This window comes from Alteromonas sp. MB-3u-76 (assembly GCF_002831605.1).
Lineage (GTDB): Bacteria > Pseudomonadota > Gammaproteobacteria > Enterobacterales > Alteromonadaceae > Alteromonas > Alteromonas hispanica.
The window spans coordinates 650,374-672,736 of sequence record NZ_CP025115.1 but is presented as its reverse complement, the minus strand read 5'-3'; the positions used below and the strand labels follow the sequence as shown (position 1 = coordinate 672,736).

Annotated in this window: 17 protein-coding genes; 5 read left to right on the top strand and 12 right to left on the bottom strand. The window is 44.9% G+C overall.

Annotated elements, in window-relative coordinates; translation table 11 throughout:
- Window positions 1-97 precede the first annotated feature (97 nt).
- From CW735_RS02950 to efp, 3 genes are all read right to left on the bottom strand, one after another.
- Window positions 98-2,473, bottom strand: coding sequence for a TonB-dependent receptor (locus CW735_RS02950; protein WP_100970896.1), 2,376 nt, complete (start codon window positions 2,471-2,473; stop codon window positions 98-100).
- Window positions 2,474-2,731: 258 nt separating this feature from the next.
- The gene (epmA, locus tag CW735_RS02945; RefSeq protein WP_071978618.1) at window positions 2,732-3,700 is read right to left on the bottom strand and encodes an elongation factor P--(R)-beta-lysine ligase; all 969 of its coding nucleotides are present in this window, start codon (window positions 3,698-3,700) and stop codon (window positions 2,732-2,734) included.
- A 134-nt stretch (window positions 3,701-3,834) separates the two neighbouring features.
- Window positions 3,835-4,404: an elongation factor P gene (gene efp / locus CW735_RS02940; protein ID WP_071978617.1), complete on the bottom strand. Its 570-nt coding sequence runs from the start codon at window positions 4,402-4,404 to the stop codon at window positions 3,835-3,837.
- A 36-nt stretch (window positions 4,405-4,440) separates the two neighbouring features.
- Here efp and epmB point away from each other — a divergent pair, with 36 nt between their 5' ends.
- On the top strand, window positions 4,441-5,466 hold the full coding sequence (epmB, locus tag CW735_RS02935) for an EF-P beta-lysylation protein EpmB (RefSeq protein WP_100970895.1): 1,026 nt from the start codon (window positions 4,441-4,443) through the stop codon (window positions 5,464-5,466).
- A 1-nt stretch (window position 5,467) separates the two neighbouring features.
- On the opposite strand, the gene CW735_RS02930 is transcribed toward epmB, so the two are convergent.
- Window positions 5,468-5,659 carry a hypothetical protein gene (locus CW735_RS02930; RefSeq protein WP_071978615.1) on the bottom strand — a complete coding sequence of 64 codons (192 nt, stop codon included), beginning with the start codon at window positions 5,657-5,659 and terminating at the stop codon, window positions 5,468-5,470.
- Window positions 5,660-5,806: 147 nt separating this feature from the next.
- Here CW735_RS02930 and CW735_RS02925 point away from each other — a divergent pair, with 147 nt between their 5' ends.
- Window positions 5,807-6,124: a hypothetical protein gene (locus CW735_RS02925; protein WP_071981127.1), complete on the top strand. Its 318-nt coding sequence runs from the start codon at window positions 5,807-5,809 to the stop codon at window positions 6,122-6,124.
- A 54-nt stretch (window positions 6,125-6,178) separates the two neighbouring features.
- Here CW735_RS02925 and CW735_RS02920 read toward each other — a convergent pair whose 3' ends face one another.
- The 7 genes from CW735_RS02920 to nudF all read right to left on the bottom strand — a co-directional run bounded on the left by CW735_RS02920 (window position 6,179) and on the right by nudF (window position 14,719).
- Complete coding sequence (locus CW735_RS02920) at window positions 6,179-7,474, bottom strand: hypothetical protein (protein WP_071978614.1); 1,296 nt, start codon at window positions 7,472-7,474, stop codon at window positions 6,179-6,181.
- Between the two features lie 507 nt (window positions 7,475-7,981).
- Window positions 7,982-10,057 carry a hypothetical protein gene (locus CW735_RS02915; protein ID WP_071978613.1) on the bottom strand — a complete coding sequence of 692 codons (2,076 nt, stop codon included), beginning with the start codon at window positions 10,055-10,057 and terminating at the stop codon, window positions 7,982-7,984.
- A gap of 163 nt (window positions 10,058-10,220) precedes the next feature.
- On the bottom strand, window positions 10,221-12,116 hold the full coding sequence (parE, locus tag CW735_RS02910) for a DNA topoisomerase IV subunit B (RefSeq protein ID WP_071978612.1): 1,896 nt from the start codon (window positions 12,114-12,116) through the stop codon (window positions 10,221-10,223).
- 184 nt (window positions 12,117-12,300) lie between these two features.
- Window positions 12,301-12,882, bottom strand: coding sequence for a YqiA/YcfP family alpha/beta fold hydrolase (locus CW735_RS02905; RefSeq protein WP_071978611.1), 582 nt, complete (start codon window positions 12,880-12,882; stop codon window positions 12,301-12,303).
- Between the two features lie 24 nt (window positions 12,883-12,906).
- A complete protein-coding gene (locus tag CW735_RS02900) occupies window positions 12,907-13,626 on the bottom strand; it encodes a metallophosphoesterase family protein (RefSeq protein ID WP_232368348.1) in 720 nt (239 codons plus the stop codon).
- Window positions 13,627-13,655: 29 nt separating this feature from the next.
- Window positions 13,656-14,051 carry a DUF1249 domain-containing protein gene (locus CW735_RS02895; RefSeq protein ID WP_100973157.1) on the bottom strand — a complete coding sequence of 132 codons (396 nt, stop codon included), beginning with the start codon at window positions 14,049-14,051 and terminating at the stop codon, window positions 13,656-13,658.
- Between the two features lie 41 nt (window positions 14,052-14,092).
- Entirely contained in the window at window positions 14,093-14,719 is a 627-nt protein-coding gene (nudF, locus tag CW735_RS02890) for an ADP-ribose diphosphatase (RefSeq protein ID WP_100970894.1), read from the bottom strand.
- A 309-nt stretch (window positions 14,720-15,028) separates the two neighbouring features.
- Between nudF and tolC the strand changes: the two genes are divergently transcribed.
- Together tolC and CW735_RS02880 are read left to right on the top strand one after the other, a co-directional pair.
- Entirely contained in the window at window positions 15,029-16,402 is a 1,374-nt protein-coding gene (tolC, locus tag CW735_RS02885; protein WP_100970893.1) for an outer membrane channel protein TolC, read from the top strand.
- A 241-nt stretch (window positions 16,403-16,643) separates the two neighbouring features.
- On the top strand, window positions 16,644-17,471 hold the full coding sequence (locus tag CW735_RS02880; protein ID WP_071978607.1) for an ion transporter: 828 nt from the start codon (window positions 16,644-16,646) through the stop codon (window positions 17,469-17,471).
- A gap of 105 nt (window positions 17,472-17,576) precedes the next feature.
- Here CW735_RS02880 and prsT read toward each other — a convergent pair whose 3' ends face one another.
- Window positions 17,577-20,363, bottom strand: coding sequence for an XrtA/PEP-CTERM system TPR-repeat protein PrsT (prsT, locus tag CW735_RS02875; protein WP_100970892.1), 2,787 nt, complete (start codon window positions 20,361-20,363; stop codon window positions 17,577-17,579).
- 226 nt (window positions 20,364-20,589) lie between these two features.
- On the opposite strand from prsT, the gene CW735_RS02870 reads away from it, so the two are divergent.
- On the top strand, window positions 20,590-22,362 hold the full coding sequence (locus tag CW735_RS02870; RefSeq protein ID WP_100970891.1) for a DEAD/DEAH box helicase: 1,773 nt from the start codon (window positions 20,590-20,592) through the stop codon (window positions 22,360-22,362).
- The last annotated feature ends 1 nt before the right edge of the window (window position 22,363 follow it).

The window sequence follows — 22,363 nt, the reverse complement described above, 5'->3', positions numbered from 1 at the left end:
ACTTTTAAGAGCTTTGCAGATTACGCCACATTAAAGAAAAAAGGCGATAACCATCGCTGGTATCGCCTTGTTTTTCTGCTGTCGGTTAATACGCTATTTAGAAAACAGCCCTTACGCCGAAGGTTAGGTTTCTACCCGGAAGTGGTGCCTGATCCTTAAGGAAGGATGTATGAACACGTGCTTCTTCGTCAGTTAAGTTGTCGCCTCTTGCAAACACAACCCAATCTACGCCATCACCTGCAAACTCATATTGAACGCTCGCGTTAAGCAATGTGTAGCCTTCCGTTGATGTTTCAAAAGATGCTGTATCGTTTTGGTCGTCTACCCATGTAAAACCGGCATCGGCACTTAAGCCGCCGCTCACGTAGCTTAACTCTCCACCAATTCTCATAGGAGGTGTACGCGGTAGATTATCGTCTTCAATTTCTGCACGAATGTAGTCGGTAAATACCGTTACACGAAATTCGTCATTTAAATCGAAGTACGCTTGCGCTTCTACACCCCAAATATCCGCATCGGCTTGCTGGAAGTAATAAACAGGCAATCCTTCGTCGCTGTGCGACTCGTGGCCTGCAAGTGCAATTAAACCCGTGTTGGTTTGAAAAATGTAATTGTCGGCCTGGTTGTAAAACAATGAAACACTGTAGCCCCAATCACCAATAAACTTGCGGAATGTCACATCAAGGTTAGTACTAACTTCTTCAGAAGCACCCCTTAAGTTCTCATCAATATGGCCCTCTTCGTCCATATCAAACACCAAACCTACCTCATAGCTCTCTGTAGCTAAATGCTGACCCGCGGAGAACAGCTCTTGTTGACTTGGCGCTCGCTCACTGCGAGATAAGGTTACCGCCACCGATTGGCCATCGGTATATTCCCAATTAGCCCCTGCAGATAGTGACACTGCGGAAAAGTCATACTCGGGGAATGAAAATGCTACCCCATGGGCTTCGTGTTCTTCGTCGTGCTCTTCATGAAGTACTTCCAACTCTACCTCACTATTGGCCACATCAATGGTGGTCGACTCAAGACGTCCGCCTATTTCAAAAGTAACATTACCCACTTTTTTCTGCTCTATCAGGTAGAGTGAAAAGCTGTCAGTCACATTTGCCGGCGTAAATGCCTCTTCACCCACGGCGTTGTAATCACTTTTGGTATATTGCATGCCGAATACACCATGCCATCCTGCTACTTCTTCGTGATAGGCCGACAGACGAATATCAGTGGACTCATTGGTGAACACGGTACCCTGTTCGCCATCTTCAATTTCAGCATGTTCATAATCGGTATACGCTGCAGCAAATTTTAAATTTGAGATACCCTCAACAGGTGAGTACCACTCACCTGCTGCTTGATAACGGGTCATATCAACATCAAGCAACACACCTTCTTCGGCCATGTGCTCTTCGTCGTGCTCTTCGTCATGAGCACCTTCGTCATGTTCATCGCCTTGGCCGTGGCTAGGCCCAGGCACGCCATACTCGTTATCTAGTTGTTCAACAGCGAAACCAAAATAGCCTTCGTCAGCAACGTATGACAAACCTGCAACTATATTCGTGGTTTCCATGGCACTGCTTTCTAGTTCGCCACGTTCTTCATCTTCATCAGGCTCTACCGATGCAAAGCCAGGAATGTCTGCATTGTCGGTATCGCGAAGAAAGCCGTCTAGATGCCATACAAAGTTGCCTTGCCCGCCGGTAATATCACCTCGAGTGTATTTACCCTCGTTAACGGTGCTGTAACTCATTTCAGCTTCACCTTCCACACCATCAACTTGATATTGTGGAATACGTTTATCAACAACGTTCACCACCCCACCAATGGCACCACTACCGTATTGGAGCGTAGCCGGACCGCGAAGTACTTCTACTTGTGTTGCACTTGCCATCGTAGTTGCTACGTTATGGTCTGGACTAACACGAGATACATCCGATACGTCTAAGCCGTTTTGCACAATTTTTACGCGAGGACCATCGTTACCACGAATAATAGGGCTACTTGATACCGGTCCAAAATACGTACTGTGAACTCCCGGAGTGTTTTTTAAGGTTTCACCTAACGTTGGCGCTTCAATTTTACGAAGCTTATCTGCACTAATTACCGTTACTGGTGTTACTGATTCTAAAACTGAAGACTGCAGCGCTGTAGCAGTTACCACAATGTTTTCAACCGATGCAGGCTGCAACACAAAGTCGACTTTCTGATCGCTAGAAACATCGCCAAGATCGTTGTCGCCGTGAATATAATTACTGGAATAAACATGCAAATGAATATGAGGTTTTTGTACGTCATTAAACCGATAAACGCCGTTTTCATCGGTGAATGCAACATAACGTGTGCCTTCAATCTTCACCTCCGCTCCTTCAACGGGTTTACCAGAAACATCCGTTACCTTTCCGGTTACTGTAGTTGCTAACACTGGGGCACTTAAAAGCCCAGCAATTGTCATACTTAACAACGAGCGCATTCTCATGAATTTCCTCTGAAATGTGAGTTTACTTACAATGTGATGTTATAACATTTTTAAGCATGCAGAGTTCAAAGTCAACCGCGGCGAAGTATTACTTTATTTTCATCAGCTGAGATATGCCGAGATATGTGCGGAAGGGTTTACGTTTTTAGGAGCCACGCTAGCGCAATAAGAGTTAGCGCAACTGATTTATCAGGTTGGGCTTATTGAGTTGGGTTTATCAAATTGGGCTTGCGCAGTTGTACTTACTAACTTGGCTTATTAGGCTCGGCTTACGGGGAAGTTGATAACGTCTTGAATATGCTTGGCGTCAACTTTAAGCATTAAAAGTCGGTCTATGCCCATGGCTACACCAGCACACTGAGGTAAGCCTGAGTCTAGTGCAGCTAAAAAGTTCTCATCAATAGGCTTTGTCGGTAGACCAGCACAAGCGCGCTTTTTATTATCTTGCTCAAACCTGCTTCGCTGTTCTTCAGGCTCGCTGAGTTCATGGAACCCATTGGCTAATTCAATTCCTTTGAAATAAACCTCAAAGCGCTCGGCTACGCGACTATCTTCACGGCTTAGTTTTGCCAGTGCAGCTTGAGAAGCGGGGAAATGATAAATAAAACATGGGGTCTTATTGCCAATTTTAGGCTCGATGCAATAGGAAAACAAAAGTTGTAGCTTACTGTCGATGGATAGGGTTTCAACATCGTCAATGTCGATGCAACATTCTTGCATTTTGTGATTCAGTTCTTCGTTTGAGCACGTAAGCGGATCTAACGCCAAATGCTGTATAAAAGCCTGCTGGTAGGTTAACCACTCGCCTTTTTCTGTTCCTAAAACCGCTTGCAAAAGTTCGTCAACTTCTTGCATTAGCGCTAAGTGATCGTACCCAGGCTGGTACCATTCAAGCATTGTGAATTCTGGATTGTGCCAACGACCGGCATCTTCATGGCGGAATGCCTTGCCTATTTGGTATATGGCACCACTTTGTGCGCATAACAGTCGTTTCATCGCATATTCGGGAGACGTTTGTAAATATAACGACTGAGGTTTTCCCTGTGAACCAAACAGAAACTGAGTTTCAAAAGCCTCTAAATGCTCATCGGTCACTGTGCCTGCCGATAAAATGGGAGTTTCAACTTCTAGTACGTGTTTACGGTCAAAGAAATCTCGAATAGTGCTAAGCAAATTTGCTCTAGCCACTCTCGTGCTATGGGTGGTGGTGGGTTGCCATGGCTGCATATTTAGGCCGACGCTGTTATGAAGAAATGAAAGCTGTTTTTAGCGCGTTATTGAAAGCGATAAATAAAAACCGGTACATTCACGTACCGGTTTTACCCATTTTTTCGCAAAAAATAAGCGAACAAATTGTCGAGTTATTTTTGGACTCGAGATACATACTCACCAGAACGCGTATCTACGCGGATAACTTCACCAGTTTGTACGAACAAAGGCACGCGAACTACTGCTCCGGTACTCAGTGTGGCTGGCTTTCCGCCAGTACCTGCTGTATCGCCTTTTAAGCCAGGGTCGGTTTCAGTAATTTCCAACTCAACGAAATTAGGCGGAGTTACTGTAATTGGCGCACCGTTCCACAAGGTGATAGTGCAAACGTCGTTTTCCACTAACCATTTTACATTTTCACCTACCGCTTTTTCGTCAGCCGCGATTTGTTCGAATGTATCGTTGTTCATAAAGTGGTAGAATTCACCGTCGGTGTAAAGGTAGGCAAGCTCGGTGTCCATAACGTCTGCGCCCTCTACTGATTCACCAGAGCGGAACGTTTTTTCTAAAACTTTACCTGAAATAAGCTTACGAATTTTTACGCGGTTGAACGCTTGCCCTTTACCAGGCTTTACATATTCGTTTTCTAAAATGTTGCAAGGTTCGCCATCCAGCATGATTTTCAGGCCGCCTTTGAACTCGTTAGTGCTGTAATTAGCCATAATTCCTCTGTCCAAACATAAGGTACAAAAAGTTTCGTGGAACAAATAATACCTAAAAAAGCGATTTCTGTAGAGCATAACTGGCAAAAAGATCTATCGAACAGCTTTACCGACCCATTAAAGCTTATTCATCACTTGAATTTAGATGCAGAAAAATACCACCAGCACGCCAAAGCCAGACGTTTGTTTCCCATGCGAGTTCCTCAACATTTTGTTGAATTAATGGAAAAAGGAAACCCTAACGACCCTCTGCTTTTGCAAGTTATGCCCTTAAGCGACGAGTTTTTAACGTCGCCGGATTACAGTGAAGATCCTCTTGATGAACACGACACCGCAGGGAAAGGGCTGCTGCATAAATACGACTCACGAGTTTTACTGATGGTTCGTACCGGTTGCGCTGTGAATTGTCGATATTGTTTTAGACGTCACTTTCCCTATGCAGAAAACGCGGTCAATAAATCACAATGGAAAGATGCTTTATCTTATATAGCCAGCGACTCCTCAATTAACGAAGTTATATTTTCCGGAGGCGATCCATTAATGGCTAAAGACGAACATTTAGCGTGGCTAGCCTCTGAAATAGCGGCGATTGACCATGTAAAGCGCCTTCGTATTCACACTCGGCTACCGGTGGTATTGCCTAACCGTTTGTGTCAGGAATTTGAAGACTGGTTTACCGCCTTACCCTTGCAAACGGTATTGGTGCTTCATGCAAATCACGAAAAAGAAATATCATTTGAGCTTGAAGAAGCACTTAATAGGCTAAGGAGAAAAGGAGTTACCTTACTCAATCAATCAGTGTTGTTGAAAGGCATTAATGACAGTGCGGATGCCATTTGCGAACTCAGTGAGAGGCTTTTTGCAGCTGGCGTACTGCCTTACTACCTACATGTATTAGACAAGGTACAGGGAGCAAGTCACTTTTTTGTCAGTGACGATGATGGCAGAGCGATAATGAAAGAAGCGATAAAGCGTCTGCCGGGATTCTTAGTGCCCAAACTCGTGAGAGAAATTGGGGGACAACCCGGCAAAACGCCTATCGACTTACACTTGCATCCCTAACCTATGCGAAGGTATCGATGTTGGCGCCCAACGCAGGGTTTGCAGAAGATGCTTTTGGTACGTCAGAAGCTGATTCTAGCAACTGAAGCGACGCTTGACCCTCTTGCTCTTGCTGGCTTTTTGCCAACTTAAGAGAGGCCAACTCAAGCGAAGCACCGGACGCTGCAGAGGCATTTGCACCTTGTAGTTCCATACCGTTTTCCTTTGTTGCTTGTAGCAAAGTGAAAAAATGGGCAAAATTGCCCACCTCAAAGGTTATCGGCCATATGCGCAGAAACTTTAACCAATTTTTAAATCACACTCTATGTAGTCACAAATTTAAGGCGTTCTCATGCAAGAAATGCACAATGTACATCAACAACTTCAAGAGACCATGCAAACGCTTTATCGAAAAGCCGTAGATGCTGACAAAGCACTAGATGAACTTCAGCGAGACCAGAAAGGCAAGTTTTCAGCTGTATTTGCAGCTGATAGTGGCTTCTCTACCTCGGCAAAACGCTTTGTTCCTTACGTTGAAGAAATTGCTTTAGACTGGCAAGCGATGAAAGACATGGACGAGGAGCAAACCAAAGCAGCTCTTGCTCCGCTGGTAAAAAAGATTGAGCTAGCTCTTTTAACCATAACCCAGTTTCAACAAAGCCTGGCTACTAAGTCTTAAGCTTTACCCACTGGTGAACGAAAGGCCTAAGCAGCATCTTACTTCATTAAGCCACTAACGCTTATATAAAGGAATTTCCACTATCCGCTGCTTAAGCCTTGCAACTTCATTCAGGTAAGCATGGCTGTCTACACGACCGTATTGCTCGGTGAACGCCTGCTTGCTAAGCCCTTCCGGTATATCATCAATAGCTGGGATAATGTCGACTTCAGAGCGAATTCGGGCTAGCGTGTTTTGCACATCTTCTGCGCGATGCAGCGTGGTCGCTGTTTTAGCCAGTTCGGTACCAGACATATCCGCCACTAGGTCAACAAAGCTATAGCCAGAACCACCAATACCTCTATCCATAAGCTCTTTGAATTCGCCAATAGCAAATGACATACTTTGCTCTGACAGCAGCTCCAAGGCCGCAGAAATAATATAATGACGAGCAAGGTCGTTGCGATTGTGCAGCACCGCACCGGCACGAGGCCTCAGAGCCTTGTCTTTATCAGGCTGAATATCGCCGACTAAATTTCCTACCCTGTGGTGACCAACATAGGCTGCCAAGGCAAGTATTACTGCTTTGTTATGCAACACGGCTTGCTGCGGAGAATTGCTTTGCTCGCGGGCACGAGCCATTCCCTCACGTAAATATTCGATAAGTGAAACAGGCGTATTAGAAAGAGCAATTTCGCGCCCAGAAATGTAACGTAAATAATAAGCGGTAAGCGTTTGAAGCTCGGTTTCTTCATCTACCGATAAGTTCGATGCTACCGTGTTTAATTCGTTAAGGAAGGTATCTAACCGACCAATATCGAGGGTGAGCTCGCCCCGTCGCATAGACACTTTTTCTACGCGACTAAGCGCTAATGTGGCAATTTCTGAGTTCGTATAATTGTTTACTGCATATTCAATTACGTTAAGTAAGAAGCGACCTGGAATTGACAAACTGCCAACTTGAACGTGCTCAATGCGCAAATTGTCGCCGGGAAGAACTAAAGCCGACACATTAAAAAAATAACCAGTATCTTTGATCGCATAGGTTAGGTTTGCCGTGCCGCCCGTGGAAGTGATATTTACTTGGCCTTTGAAATCGGGAAGCCCCCGCTGTAATACGCCAACAAGACTCTCTACTTGTGTTTCACTTAGCACAACTTGGTGCCCCTCTTCCCGTCGAGAAAAGGCGCGTTTAAGCTGACTTAATAAGACTTGAACGCTATCGGCGCCATCAAGCTGGCTCGATGCGCTGCTCGTGACTAAAGGAGTCGATTGAATGGCCATTGCGGTAAGCGTGATAGCACTAACGAGAGATAAAAACGCGATTACAACTAACGCGATAGAGAACCATTTGATGATGCGCAATATCATATGTGTTGAGATGAACCTTTATTTGTAATGATATATGAACTGATTAGAAGATCGCCGAATGTTTGAAGTTTTAAACGCTTATTATGGCTAACTTAGGCGTCTATTTTTTGCGCATTTGTCTCGCTTTGCTCTCGCTTTTCTTTCTTTAATTACGCAAATTTGTAGCGCTTTCTTTTGTAGAACCAAAAAGTAATAATCTCTGTTTTGATCATTGTTTGTTTTAGACACACTTATTTTTCAACAAACACCTCCAAGGGGTAACAACCAAAAGCGAGTGAAGAATAGCGCAATAAAATTAATAATACACTGTTTCGAAACAGTATGTTACCTAACAGGCTTCGCTGTCTACGTTTATTGATGATATCAAGCGAATGCGAAACAGGCAGAAATACAAAAAGAGGCCGACGTAATCACGCCGCCCTCTCATCTCATTGACTCATTTGCCCACTAACGTCTTCGCTATAAGTAGCAATGACGGTGCATAAATAGCACTTGATAAATAGCTAATTAGTAAAGAGAAAGCACCGATACCGATTCAGGCGCCGTGAATGACACACTGTAATCTGGTGCCACATCACCTGAATTCGCATTCAGAATATTGTCAAAACGCAACACCGCGCCATTTGACTTTTCAGCCACATAAACATGCCCATTGCTTAGCATCAGGTCAACAGGGTTACCTAATAGAGAAGCTGGACCAGCAATATTGACGGTAACGTCTGTTTGTCCCTGAGCAGTTTTAGCACCAGGTATCACGTAAATCTTACCGTCTGTAGCATCAGCAGCACTACCCACATCCGATACCACCAGGCTGTCGCTTTGACTATCGTAATCGATACCGTGCAGATTTGTTGGTGCAGCAAATGCTACGCCTCCGCTAGTAGGAACGATTAAACGATCTTCACCAGTGATAACAGACTCGCCGCTATCTAGGCGCCTTACCACTTCTTCAAATACAGCAACCGTACCATTGGTTAATGCCATATATGCGCTATCTGTTGCTGGGTCGTAGTCGACATCCCAAGGACGAGCACCGTTTGCCGCTTCAAGCGTTAACAGCGGCGCCATATTACCCGACGCACATGGAGAGAACACTCTAACTGCCGGTGTATTTTCATTAACATCAGCAACAAATACCAAGCCGTCATCAGTTGATATATCTAATCCCTTTGGCGCTATTAAGCCTGTATCAGCACCTACAATCATGTGGTCATAACTGTCGCTGTAAGTCATACCATCGCGAGATGACGACAGTCTATTCACCACTAGCAGGCCACCTGTTGACGTATCTGGATTATCAAATGTGATAACGCCATCGCCGAAAGCAGTATAGGCAGCACTTTCAATACTCATCCCACTATCGAAGCTTTTTAGCTGACTTGAAAGCAGTGCACTAAACTGAGTCACTGCACCTGTGCTATCACCTGCTGTGCTTGGGTTACTCGATACAGACAGCCCCGCAATAGGCATAGTTGTAATACCATCGTCAGAAGAATCTACCCGTGAAGTTATCTCCTGCACCTCTGCAATAGACTCAGGCTTAATGGACGGTGTTGATAACGTGGGCGCTATGTCTCCACTATCACCGTTAAAGATGTTTGAGAATACAAGGATAGCGTCATTCGACTTTTCTGCAACGCGAAGGTCTGAACCAGATAAGGTTATATCAACCGGGTTACCAAGCTGTGTGCTTGCGCCACCTACCACGCGAGTGGGTTCGACCGCACCAGAAGCCGAGGCGGCATTTTCAATAACGAAAAGTTGTCCATCGTCGGCAATACTTGCATCGCCAACATCTGAAAGCACTAAGCGGTCCGACATTGGTTCGTACACGATACCGTGAAGGTTTACAGAAATCTGATTGCCATCAGCGTCCGATGGAGTAATGACACGGGTTACCGTAGGCGCAAAGTCAGAGGCAGTTACATCGTCGTATACCGCTACAGTACCGTCGGTCAAAGCCACAAAAAGTCTGTCTGCCGCTTCATCAAAAGCAAGATCCCAAGGTGGCGCAGAGGTAACCAATTCGGCAATGGGCGCTACATTGCCCGCCGCTTGTCCACTAAATACTGTTACTCGCTGACCGTTGAAATCAGCAGCCATGATAAGACCGGCTTCTTCGGCAAATACAATTCCTTTAGGATTCACTAATCCCGAAGCTGACCCGGTAATATCGTGACCAAAATTGGCATTGTAGTCATCGTTAGCTGAAAAAGAACAAAATGAACGAATAAGAGGTAAGTCACTATCGCCAGCTTGAATAAAGGTGTTGCTCTGGCTTAGTACCAGACCTTCATTAGCACCGGTAGATAAGGTATCGAGAACGTTGGCGTTTTGATCGACCACCGATACCGTGTTGCGATTGCTATCGCCGTTGTTGGCTACTAAAAAAGTAGCGGAAGGAAAACCTGGGCTTCCATCTTGTCCTGGTGCACCGACTTGTCCGTCTGCGCCGTCAGCTCCGTCTACGCCATTTACACCGTCAACGCCATCGTCACCGTTACAGGCTGAAAGAGAAAAAACAATTGCTGTTGCTAGTAGAGATAACTTGATGTTGCGTTGTGATGTTTTTGATAAATCCATCATCGTCTCCGTTTTCTTTTTGATAGAAGTGACGCGATACAACTTACGTCCTGTTCAAAAAGCCAAACGCATGAGACGTTAAACTAGATGCAAAGAATTAAAATTTTTTAAAAAATGTTTTTTCTCTGTTTTTCTTTTTGCGCCTTGAATGTGCTGCGCCTGTTTAAAGCACAACCTCAGCCATATTCCCTTTACTCTCTAGCCAAGTTTTGCGATCGCCAGAACGCTTTTTAGCCAGCAGCATATCCATTAACTCCATCATATCTTCAGCATCTTCAATAGTTAGCTGAACCAAACGGCGAGTATTTGGATCCATAGTGGTTTCACGAAGCTGTAGAGGATTCATTTCACCAAGACCTTTAAAGCGCTGCACGTTCACCTTACCCCGTTTTTTCTCTGCCTCTATGCGGTCAAGAATGCCCTGCTTTTCACTTTCATCTAACGCATAAAATACTTCTTTGCCAACATCTATTCTAAATAGTGGTGGCATTGCCACATACACATGGCCTTCGTTAACAAGGGTTCTAAAGTGGCGAACAAACAAAGCACACAATAGGGTAGCAATGTGCAAACCATCCGAGTCAGCATCGGCGAGAATACAAATTTTGCCATACCGCAAACCAGACAAGTCGGTAGAATCTGGATCAATGCCTAACGCTACCGAGATATCGTGGATTTCCTGTGAGGCCAGAACTTGAGAAGAGTCTACTTCCCAGCTGTTAAGAATTTTACCTCTAAGGGGCATAATAGCTTGAAACTCTCTGTCTCTAGCTTGTTTAGCTGAGCCACCCGCCGAGTCACCTTCCACCAAGAACAGCTCTGAATAGCTAATATCTTGCGAGGAGCAGTCGGTGAGTTTTCCGGGTAAGGCCGGGCCCTGCGTTACTTTTTTACGGGCAACTTTTTTGGTTTGACGCAGTCGGCGCTGAGCATTGTTTATACACATTTCGGCCAGTGCTTCGGCTATTTCAGTATGCTGATTTAACCATAGACTGAAAGCGTCTTTTACCACGCCTGATACAAACGCACTCGACTGACGAGAGGACAAACGCTCTTTAGTTTGACCAGCAAATTGTGGGTCCTGCATTTTGGTAGATAGAATGTAGGCACACCTATCCCAAATATCGTCGGGAGAAAGTTTAACGCCTCGAGGCATTAAGTTTCTAAACTCACAAAATTCACGCATAGACTCTAACAGGCCTTGGCGCATACCATTTACGTGCGTACCGCCCTGAGCTGTGGGAATGAGGTTTACATAGCTTTCCGTAACCAACTCACCGCCCTCAGGCAACCACATTACGGCCCAGTCTGCGCCTTCAGTATTTCCGCTAAAGCTTCCCACAAACGGGGTATCTACCGGTAGGGTTTCGTATTCTGCTACCGCTTGATACAAATAATCTTTCAAACCATCTTCGTAGTACCATTCCTGGCTTTCTTTTGAAATTTTGTTGTCAAAGCGAATGCGCAAGCCTGGGCTTAGCACGGCTTTTGCCCGCAAATTATGCAGCAGCCTGCTTACCGAGAACTTGGCAGAATCAAAGTATTGAGGGTCTGGCCAAAAATGAACACGGGTACCCGTATTGCGTTTGCCACAACTGTCTATAACTTGAAGATCTTCGACTTTGTCGCCGTTTTCAAAGGCAATTTGGTACACATTACTGTCGCGGCGAATAGTGACTTCCACACGGTGGGACAATGCGTTAACCACAGAAATACCCACGCCGTGTAGACCACCGGAAAATGCATAATTCTTATTTGAAAACTTGCCACCAGCATGCAGCTTACACAATATAAGCTCCACCCCAGAAATACCTTCCTCGGGATGAATATCTACAGGCATTCCACGGCCATCATCAATGACTTCTAACGACTGGTCTTCGTGCAGTATTACTTTAATATTCGATGCGTGACCGGCCAGCGCCTCATCCACACTATTATCGATAACCTCTTGCCCCAAGTGATTCGGGCGGGTGGTATCGGTGTACATACCCGGGCGGCGTTTTACTGGGTCGAGGCCATTGAGAACCTCGATAGCGTCTGAATTATATTGATTTGACATAGTTATGGTTATTATTCAAGCCAGAAACATGAGTAAACGTACGCAGAGTTCTCCTGCAACGCAAGGTAAAAAGATGTTATCAGGGCGATTTAACCCTGGCAATTCAATCCTGCCAATTCAATCCTGCAGTTTCAATAGTAGCTGCGTAATAGGCTATTGCCTTTTTGCCACCCGCAGACACAGTTTAATCAAGCAGAAACTCGGCTATGGCCGGCAAATGATTTTCATAGCCTACAAAACTGTGATCGCCCCCCTCCTCTATCACTAAATCACTTAGCGCATATTTAGCCGCAGCCAAGCGATAGTCGAGGGTTTCATCATTAGTTTGGAGAAGCACCTTATACGCTTTGTCATTATTGAGTGCATCAGTATCAAGGGCTTTTATAATATCAATATCCGTGAGCTCAATACTAAATTTCTCACCACTATACGGATTCACATGGGGGCCAATAAATTGTTGCAGCAACTCGTAAGGGCGTACGGCGGGGTTAATGAGTACCGCTTTACCTGAGTATTTTTCGATAAGAAATGTTGATAAGTACCCCCCCATAGAACTACCAATAACCTTAAGCCCTCCTTCAAGCAACTCAGGATTGTTCTCAATGAGTTCTACTAACTGGGCCTCTACTTTACTGGGGAAATTCGATAGTTCAGGTATGTGCAGAGTATCCTCAGGATGGTGCTTGGCAAAATAGTTTTTCGTTGCCTGTGCTTTCACGGAGGTTGGCGAACTTAGAAAACCGTGAAGATATAAAAGATGGTGCATGTGGAATCTCTGTAATTGCTATTGTTAGTTTATTCTTTTAACCGTCACTTCTGCATGACCATTATCGTGAAGTTCTATGACTTGGTAACCCGGCGGTTCATTGCTTACGGCAAAGTCTGGCTGCATCTCCCATTGCCAACAGGTAGACGGACAGCCGTAGCTGTTTATGCGACGTTTACCTACACATTGACGCAAGCTTGAATGCACATGACCGTGTATCACGTTCGCAATACCCTTCACATCCTCTAACCATTGAATAAAGTCCTCTGCGTTTACTAAATTATGTTTATCCATCCAACTGTTTGAAGGCAAAATATGATGGTGTAAAGCTAGCAGATGGTACTTATGAGCATTTTGGGTAACGCCAGAGTGAACTTGCTCTACATGCGCAAAGTCTATTTCTCCCTGCGCACCTACTGCATTTACTTTTGGCCTTGTATCTAAACCGTGAATGCACCAATCCCCCAGTTCAAGTGGTGAGTTAGCATCTAACCTTTGGTTTTTGAAGGTCCAGTCGAAGTGGGAATTGTTATCGTGATTTCCAGGTATAACATACCAAGGAATGTCGACATACTTTTCCATAAGTTGTAGGAAATGGTCGTAGCTGCCCTGCGAATCATCACCACTAATGTCGCCGGTGATAAGCATACAATCAGCATGTGTATCCAGTGAGATAAGCACCTGCTCTAGAGAGTAGTAAGGCGCCAGATTTGCGTATCCTTTTCTCTCTTTTTCTCTTAGCAAGTGACAATCGCTAATCTGTATTATCGTTTTCACGCTTCAGATGTGACTCGCGGCGTTTGCTGTAGACAGAAGTTAAGCCACTCAGCAAGAAATATATTCACCATCTGTTTCTCGTTTCGCTGGCGCATTTTGAGGTTCGGATACTCATAGGAAGGCTCTAGCGCTCCCGTATTTTGGCTGTTAATCACTTCAGCCAGTCTGGCATCGTGGTACAAGCGCACTGTCATTGACGGGGTTAGGTAATCCGGCATGTCCTTTGTGGTTTGCTTGATACTTAACGAGCTGGTGTAGCGAGATGACTCAACAATTTTTATTTCATACGCTAAATGTTTTCCAATAGAGAAGCGGTAGCTTAAATCTTCCGTGTCGCAATCGGGCAAAATACGCAAAAGGTGCGCATAATTCACCTCACACACAGCCTGCATGGTAGGTAAGTGAGGTATGTATTTTCGCGGTGTACGATAAGTCACGGTGTTTTCCACTGCTCCAAAAGTTGAGTTTTATGCATAAAAAACCATTGTAGCGCAATTAAGGCCGCTGCGTTGTCTATGCGACCATTTTCCAGCCATTCAAGGGCTGTATTTTCTTTCACGCGATGCACCTTGATATCTTCAGACTCAGTTTCTAAGCCGTGTATACCATGCGCCTTAGTCGCATCTGTCTTCGCTATAAAAATATGTAATCTTTCTGTTGTACCACCTGGGCTCGACAGATAACTTAACGCTTTTGTCAGCTGTTCTAGCTCAATGCCTGCTTCTTCCATGGATTCTCGGTGGCAAACATTTTCTTCTGTTTCGCCTTCGTCAATCATGCCAGCAATAATTTCTATTAACCAAGGGCTTGAAGATGTAGGTAATGCCCCAATTCTCACTTGCTCAATAAGTACAAACTCTTGCGTTATTGGGTCGTAAGGCAACACACCTACGGCATGACCACGTTCAAAAATTTCGCGGCTAACTAAATCGCTCCAGTCGCCATTGAAGCATTTATGACGAAAAATGTATCGATTCATGGTGAAAAAACCGCGGTAAACAGGACTAACTTCGGTAATTTCAACGTCATTTGAGGTAAACGAAAGGATTTCTTTGCTCATTTGCTGACACTTATGGTTCAAATAGATTTATCATGTAGTCTACATTTGCACACTTCACATGTATACGCGTGATAAACGCCGTATTTTAAATGTACAAATAACAGAAAACTCAAGTTACAAGTCGTTTATATAAAAATAATGAGCGTGGGTAGATCACATATTCTGTTACAGTTAAAGCAATACTGTTACGAGTTTGGACTTTCGGTTTGTGGTTGATTTTTCATACACTTGGTTTTAACAGGTCGGTGCGATACTTTACAGTGAACACAGTAAGCCGACACAACTCGAACACTACAGGAAGACGTAAGCATGAAACGAACACTTCTATCGCTGGTAATCGGCATGTCGATAACCACGGGCGCGATCGCTGATGACCTAATGCAGGTTTATCAACAAGCACTCGCCAACGACCCGCTGGTAAACCAAGCGAAAGCGCAACGCAATGCAGCGTTCGAAGGAATAAGCATTAGCAGAGCTAATCTTCTTCCTCAAATTTCAGGCTCAGTAGCCTACAACACCTCAACCTCTGAGCGTGCACAAACCTTAGGTTCGAACGCCGAAGATTTACAAATTGTTGTATTTGAAACCGGCGTGGATAGCTATAGCTATGGTCTACAAATGTCGATGTCGCTTTACGACCATGCAAACTGGCTTGGCTTAAACCGCGCTGAAAAAGTAGCGGAACAAAGTGATGCACAGCTTGCCTCCAGTATTCAAGACGTTATTGTACGCACAGTCACCGCTTATTTTGACGTGCTTCGCGCCAGAGATAATGTTGAATTTGTTGGTGCTGAAAAACGCGCTATTAAGCGTCAGTTAGAACAAACTCGTCAGCGTTTTGAAGTAGGGCTTACCGCCATTACTGACGTACACGAGGCGCAAGCTAATTTCGATCGCACAGTAGCGCAGGAAATTCAGGCTAAAAACGAACTTGAATTTGCACTAGAAGCTCTTCGCGTCATCACCGGTAAATACCACGACAAGCTGTTTGGCCTGAATACAGAGAGTTTTTCTGCCTCCATGCCAACGCCGGCAGACGTGACTACTTGGTTAGAAACGGCTGAAGAGAAAAACCTTGCGTTGCTTGTAAATCGCTTCGCTATGGATATTGCAAAAGAAGACATTTCTATTGCGCGCTCAGGGCACCTTCCAACGCTCTCGCTATCAGCGAACGCCACAAGAAGTAAAGATGACATTGAATACCTGGTAGTGCAGTTTGAAACGCCGTACTTAAACAGCCAATCTATCAATGTGTCGCTTAACGTACCTATTTACCAAGGCTCACGAGTGACCTCTCAAACAGACCAGGCTAAATTTAACTACGTTGCAGCGAGTCAAGCGACAGAGCAGACTTACCGTCAAACCGTGCAGTCGGTGCGCAGTTCATTCAACAACGTAAAAGCAGCCATATCTACTATTCGTGCCTTAGAGCAGTCTGTTGTTTCAGCAGATAGCGCATTAAAAGCTACAGAAGCTGGGTTTGATGTAGGTACACGTACGGTTGTTGACGTACTAGACAGTACTCGTAACTTGTTTGATGCACAGCGTAACTTGGCTGGCGCACGCTACGATTTTGTACAGTCAGTCATTACGCTCAAGCAGGCAGCTGGAACGTTAACAGCAGAAGATGTAGAAATGATTAACCGCGGCCTTAAGCCTGTGGACATGTCATCAGACAGCTAATATAGCTAATGCTGTAACGAGCAGAACCTAAAGGGCAGCATTTTTTGCTGCCCTTTTTTAATGCCCCTAATGTCTCCTCAAATACTATGTGGCAGGTTGATTTTGCTTGCATAGCACCTATCTCATCATCCATCATACTGCCGCCTCAGCTGCAGCCTAATTAGCCGTGCTATTAAGCAGCTGTGCTAGTACCCGACCTGAACGTCCTTAATCATTGTTCGATATAGAGTGATTTAAAAAGATGCAAGCTTCTGCACTACAGAATAAATTTGAACGCATTCGAGCCAATAAATGGTTTGAGATATTTGTGGTAAGCGTCATTGTGGTTTCTGCGCTGCTCGTTGGCGCAAAAACTTATGAATTACCCAACGGTATGGTCTCGCTTACGGTGTTTCTAGACTGGTTTATTAGCGCTTTCTTTCTTACCGAAATATCTATTCGCTTTCTGGCAGAAAAGCGAAAACTGCACTTTTTTAAAAGCTTTTGGAATTGGTTCGATACGCTGATTGTGGTGATAAGTCTTATTCCCGCTGATGACGCAGAGCTTGCACTTATTGCACGTTTAGTCAGGGTGTTTAGGGTACTTAGGATGATATCCATCATTCCAGAGCTGCGCATTTTGCTGGTGTCTCTGGTAAAAGCGCTACCTCAGCTTGGCTACGTTATGCTGCTTATGTTTATCATTTTTTATATTTACGCAGCTGTTGGCAGTACGTTATTTGAAAACATTAACCCTGTTTTATGGGGTGATATTACGATATCCATGCTCACGTTGTTTAGAGTAATGACGTTTGAAGATTGGACTGATGTAATGTACGAAACGCAAGAGGAATACCCGCTAAGCTGGATATACTATCTTACGTTTATCTTCTTCACGGCCTTCGCATTTCTTAACATGGTCATTGGTATCGTAGTAAACGTAATGGAGCGTGAGAACGAAAAAGCACGGGCAGAAAAACAAGCAGAGCTGCTCGCCGAGCTAAAAGCTCAGGGTAATGTAGAACCAACACTAAGAGATGTAATGGCCGAACTTAATGATATAAAAGCGCGGTTAAATCGCTCGGAATAATAGCCATTATTCGCTAATGATTCGGTTAAAAATAAAAAGCCACTTCAACTGAAGTGGCTTTTTACGCGTTACAGAAATAGCAGTGCTTATACTTTTCTGCCCATCTTAGCCATTGCTGGCAATACCAAGCGCTTTTCTCAGCTCAGCTGCTTTTTGCTTTAAGTCGTCACGTGTGAACTCACGCGCTTGCAATCTGCGCTTAGCTAAGGCCGTTTTATCCAGCTCCACAAGAAGCTCCACATGGTTCAGATACACCTCTTCATTAGGAATATCGCGGGTGGCTATTTCTTCATATAACGAAAAGGCTGCTTCATTATCGCCTTTTGCTATATAAATTTGTGCCAGCGTATCTACGGCATCGGCATTATCGCTACGTAAGGCTACAGCTCGTTTAGCTAACGTTTCGGCCTGTACTAAGTTATTATCTTCGAAAGCTAAATACGCCAAGTTATTCAGGGCGACAAAGTTATCCGGCGTTTGCGTCAAAATGGCTTCATACGTTGCTAGTGCCGCCGCTCTATCTTGGCGAATCTGGCGCTCGGCTAACAGCATACTGCTCGATACGTCTTTACTGTTTTCAGCTACATGTTTTTCTAGAAACTTAAATGCCTGCTCGGCCTTACCCGACATTTCATACGCTGCTACCAGCAGCAGCGCGTTGTCTGAGTTAGACGTAGCATCATAAGCTGCCTCTGCATGCTCTACCGCTTCAGCAGGTGCATTATCAATAAGGTGTAAGCGCGCAATAATGCCGCGTACAAACGGCAGCTCTTTTACGCTATCTGCGCTGTTATTAATAATGCTCCACGCTGGCTTGCTTTGACCAATGCGGCTATGAAAGTAGGCTTTCAATAGACTAATTTGCGCATCTGGACGCTTGTCTAATACTCTGCTTGTTAGCGCCACGCCTTGGGTAAACTGCTTTTGCGAGTCGAGAATAAGCAGCTTGCCTAACACCGCATTTTTGTCTTGTGGATAGAATGACAACCAGCGATCAAAAAAGGTTTCTGCATTTTTCACGTTGTTAGCTGCAATCAGTGCCTGACCTTTAATATTCCAAAACGCCATGGGCGTTTCTTTATCCCCTTCAACGTCAGCCAGCAGCGCTACCGTTTTATCAATGGCGTTGTCAAAGGCATATAGCCTAGCCAATAACAAGCGCATTTCGATGGCATCTGGAGCACTATCTAGCTGCGCTTCAACGTGACTTACCACCGGAGCCACTGCATCGTTTTGTGCAGCAAGCGCATACCACATAGTAAGTGCCCTAATATCGTTTGGATTTTCATCGATAAAGGCGCGTATAAACGCAGTAGCAGACTCGTTGTCATCTTGTGCGATAAGCAGCTGCGTACGGGCATAAACTAGCTCATTCTCTGCACCTTCACGAGTACTGGCGTCGTCAAAATAAGCGGCCGCTTTGTCAAACTCGCCCTGCGCTGTAGCAATGGCACCTAAGTAAACAAGAGGTGTAGCATCGTTAGGAGACTGCTCAAGCCAATTACTAGAGGCATCTTTGGCTTTATCGAGCTGGTTAGTTGCAATATAGGCACGAACTAGGGTGCTTTGAGTGGTTGCCGATTCAGGCGCCTGATTTACTGCCTCTTCTAAATTCACCAGCCCAGCTACATCGTTAAGCGACAGCTGAAGTACGCCTAAACGCGCAAGATCCTCGGCAGACGTACTGATTTCTTCTGAACGCTCGACCATTTGCTTAGCGCCCACGACGTTACCGTCTATTAGCAATTGATAACTTGCCTTTGAAAACAGAGCCGCATCGGATGCCGCTTCACCTTCCACCCGCTCTAAAATTTCGAGTGCGTTATCGTTTTCACCGAGTTGCAGCATGCTGTCTGCCAGCATACGAAGGCCTGGATGATTATCGGGTAAACTAGACGCAATCATAGTGAGATGACGTTGAGCCGACTCAAAATCTTGTATTTGATAGGCACTAAAACCTGCAATTAAACGAACAACTTGGTCACTTCTGCCATTTTGTACCGCAATTTCTAATCGCTCTAGCGCCTGGGCATAATTGCCTTTGGCAGACTCAATAATTCCCTTGAACGTGTTTAGCAATGGGTGTGTATCATTAAGCGCCAACAGCTCCTCTACAATAGGTTCGGCGGTGTCAAGGGCTCGCAGTTCAATCAGTAATGCGGCATAAGCAAACTTACTTGCCGTATCGTTTGGGTAACTTTTTATATAGTCCCCATAAACTACCGCGGCCTTCTCAGGCGTACCGTTTTGTAAATACAGTTTGGCAAGCTGCTGCAAAACATCTTTATTGGTTGGAGCTTGCTCTCGCAGTGCTTCTGTTGCCGCAATGGCAGCTTCTGCATCGTTGTTTAAAACAAACACATAGCTGTCGATTAAGCCTTTATACACCGAGCTGGTGTCAAGTGTGGTTAAGTCGGCAATAAGTGCTTCTGCTTCTTCGCGCTTATCTAACTGCATGAGCGCCTGCAGTTTATAAAAGCCCACCTCTGCCGATTCAACCGCTGTCATTCCCTGAGCGCGATAATCCACTTCAGACAGCGCGTTTTCGGCTCCCGACTGCTGGTAGGCTTTTGATAGAAGAGGAATAACTTCACCTGCGGCATGGCCTAACTCCAGCGCCTTATTCAATTCTTTTTCTGCCGCAACAAAATTATTTGTTTCTAAATACAGCTTTCCAAGCTCGAATCTAGGCTCTGGGGCATTTGGAGATTTCTGTATTGCGTTCTTATATTCAACTACTGCTGCGTCGGGCTGCTGCTCTAAGACATAATTACGGGCGTCGGCTAAATGACTTTCCATAGATTTTTCGCTGCACCCAGACAAAAGAGCTGTCAGTAGCAATACTGCCACCGTAGAGCGTTTAAAGATTTTATTTGAATTGTTCTTACTCATTGTAATTCCCTGCTCTGTCTCGAAAATTTTGGCTTCTATTTAGCTACTAAGTGTAAGCCACTTCCAAAAACTGGTTATTAATTCAGCATTATTGTGCAATTTCATGGCAACCTGCCCATTATTCGAATATAATACGTTTTTTAGCAATACTGCAGGCACACTTCAACGTTTTTAGGCGTTACTCACGTATGCCGCACCCTCCTTACTTTTAACATCAGGACCCTTAATGACAACAACTGTCGACATGACATTTAAAGACCTAAATTTACCAGAACCTATCTTACAAGCCCTTGAAAAAGTTGGCTACGAGAAACCGTCATCTATCCAAGCTGAGAGTATTCCACTTTTGCTTGAAGGTCACGATTTACTCGGTCAGGCACAGACAGGGACAGGAAAAACCGCTGCGTTTGCCCTGCCCATGTTGGCAAATATCGATCCTGAACAACGTAAGCCGCAATTACTGGTATTAGCCCCAACTCGTGAATTAGCAATTCAGGTTGCAGAGGCATTTCAGGTTTATGCGAGCTTTAGTCAAAAAATTAAAGTACTTCCAGTATATGGCGGTCAATCTTACGATAACCAAATTCGTCAGCTAAAACGCGGCGTTCAGGTTGTGGTAGGTACACCAGGCCGTATCATTGACCATATTAAGCGCAAAACATTGGATTTAAGCGAACTTAAATTCCTTGTGCTTGACGAAGCTGATGAAATGCTTCGCATGGGCTTTATTGATGATGTAGAGCTTATTCTAAGCCATGCACCAGCTGAACGTCAGACGGCGTTATTCTCAGCAACAATGCCTGGTCCAATTAAGAAGATAACACAGCGTTATCTTAACGATCCTAAGCACGTAAAGATTGCGTCTAAGGTAAGTACTGCTAGCACCATTCGCCAGCGCTACTGCCAAATTGCACCTCATCACAAGCTTGAGGCACTAACGCGTATTATGGAAGTCGAAAAGTTCGACGGCATGATCATTTTCGTTAGAACCAAAACGGCAACGGTAGAACTAGCAGACAAGCTTTCAGCACGCGGATTTGATGTAGAACCGCTAAATGGTGATATTCCACAATCTGCCCGTGAGCGCACGGTTGATAAGCTTAAGCAAGGTAATATCGACATTTTAGTAGCAACAGATGTTGTTGCTCGTGGTCTTGACGTTGAGCGTGTGAGTCACGTTATCAACTACGACATACCCTATGACAGTGAATCGTATGTTCACCGTATTGGTCGTACAGGCCGTGCCGGTCGTCAGGGTGATGCGATACTGTTTATTTCTCACCGCGAAAAGCGTTTGTTATTCTCAATTGAGAAAACAACTAAGCAGGCTATTGAAGCAATGCCTATTCCTTCAATTAGCGAAATAAACCAGACCCGTTTAACGCGCTTTAAGCAGTCGGTAATGGAGGCAACGCAAGACGATAGTATTGAATCTTTGATGCCAATTGTCGAAATGATCAAAGATGAGAACGAAGCTTCTCCAGAAGTACTTCTTGCAGCAATGATCAAAATTGCTCAAGGCGACGAGCCATTGATGCTTAAAGAAGGCGATCGTCCAGACCTTAACAGCAAGCCGCCTCGCGATAGTCGTGAGCGCAATGACCGTGGTGGCCGTGAGAGCAGAGATAGAAAGCCAAGAGCGCCTCGTGGCAATCGCAAGCCAGACGAAGGTATGCAGCGTTTTCGCATTGAAGTTGGCCATGTGCACGGTGCTAAGCCGGGTAACATCGTTGGCGCCATTGCAAACGAAGCTAACATTAACTCGAAGAACATTGGTGCTATCGAGATATATGACAACTTCAGCACGGTAGATTTGCCTGAGGGTATGCCGAAGGAAACTCACTCTACGCTTCAAGCAACTCGTGTTGCAGGTCAGCGCTTAAATCTGCGTGAATGGTCGGATACACCACCACCAAAACGTGAAAATCGCGGTGAAAGACCAAATCGAGCACCTCGAGAAGATCGCGGTAATCGTGATAACCGTAAGCGTAAGAACTAAA

What these genes read in the sequence shown, in the direction of transcription:
- CW735_RS02950 (WP_100970896.1), bottom strand. Translation starts at nt 2,473, where the DNA reads ATGAGAATGCGCTCGTTGTTAAGTATGACAATTGCTGGGCTTTTAAGT.
- epmA (WP_071978618.1), bottom strand. Translation starts at nt 3,700, where the DNA reads ATGCAGCCATGGCAACCCACCACCACCCATAGCACGAGAGTGGCTAGA.
- efp (WP_071978617.1), bottom strand. Translation starts at nt 4,404, where the DNA reads ATGGCTAATTACAGCACTAACGAGTTCAAAGGCGGCCTGAAAATCATG.
- CW735_RS02930 (WP_071978615.1), bottom strand. Translation starts at nt 5,659, where the DNA reads ATGGAACTACAAGGTGCAAATGCCTCTGCAGCGTCCGGTGCTTCGCTT.
- CW735_RS02925 (WP_071981127.1), top strand. Translation starts at nt 5,807, where the DNA reads ATGCACAATGTACATCAACAACTTCAAGAGACCATGCAAACGCTTTAT.
- CW735_RS02920 (WP_071978614.1), bottom strand. Translation starts at nt 7,474, where the DNA reads ATGATATTGCGCATCATCAAATGGTTCTCTATCGCGTTAGTTGTAATC.
- CW735_RS02915 (WP_071978613.1), bottom strand. Translation starts at nt 10,057, where the DNA reads ATGGATTTATCAAAAACATCACAACGCAACATCAAGTTATCTCTACTA.
- parE (WP_071978612.1), bottom strand. Translation starts at nt 12,116, where the DNA reads ATGTCAAATCAATATAATTCAGACGCTATCGAGGTTCTCAATGGCCTC.
- CW735_RS02905 (WP_071978611.1), bottom strand. Translation starts at nt 12,882, where the DNA reads ATGCACCATCTTTTATATCTTCACGGTTTTCTAAGTTCGCCAACCTCC.
- CW735_RS02895 (WP_100973157.1), bottom strand. Translation starts at nt 14,051, where the DNA reads ATGCAGGCTGTGTGTGAGGTGAATTATGCGCACCTTTTGCGTATTTTG.
- nudF (WP_100970894.1), bottom strand. Translation starts at nt 14,719, where the DNA reads ATGAGCAAAGAAATCCTTTCGTTTACCTCAAATGACGTTGAAATTACC.
- tolC (WP_100970893.1), top strand. Translation starts at nt 15,029, where the DNA reads ATGAAACGAACACTTCTATCGCTGGTAATCGGCATGTCGATAACCACG.
- CW735_RS02880 (WP_071978607.1), top strand. Translation starts at nt 16,644, where the DNA reads ATGCAAGCTTCTGCACTACAGAATAAATTTGAACGCATTCGAGCCAAT.
- prsT (WP_100970892.1), bottom strand. Translation starts at nt 20,363, where the DNA reads ATGAGTAAGAACAATTCAAATAAAATCTTTAAACGCTCTACGGTGGCA.
- CW735_RS02870 (WP_100970891.1), top strand. Translation starts at nt 20,590, where the DNA reads ATGACAACAACTGTCGACATGACATTTAAAGACCTAAATTTACCAGAA.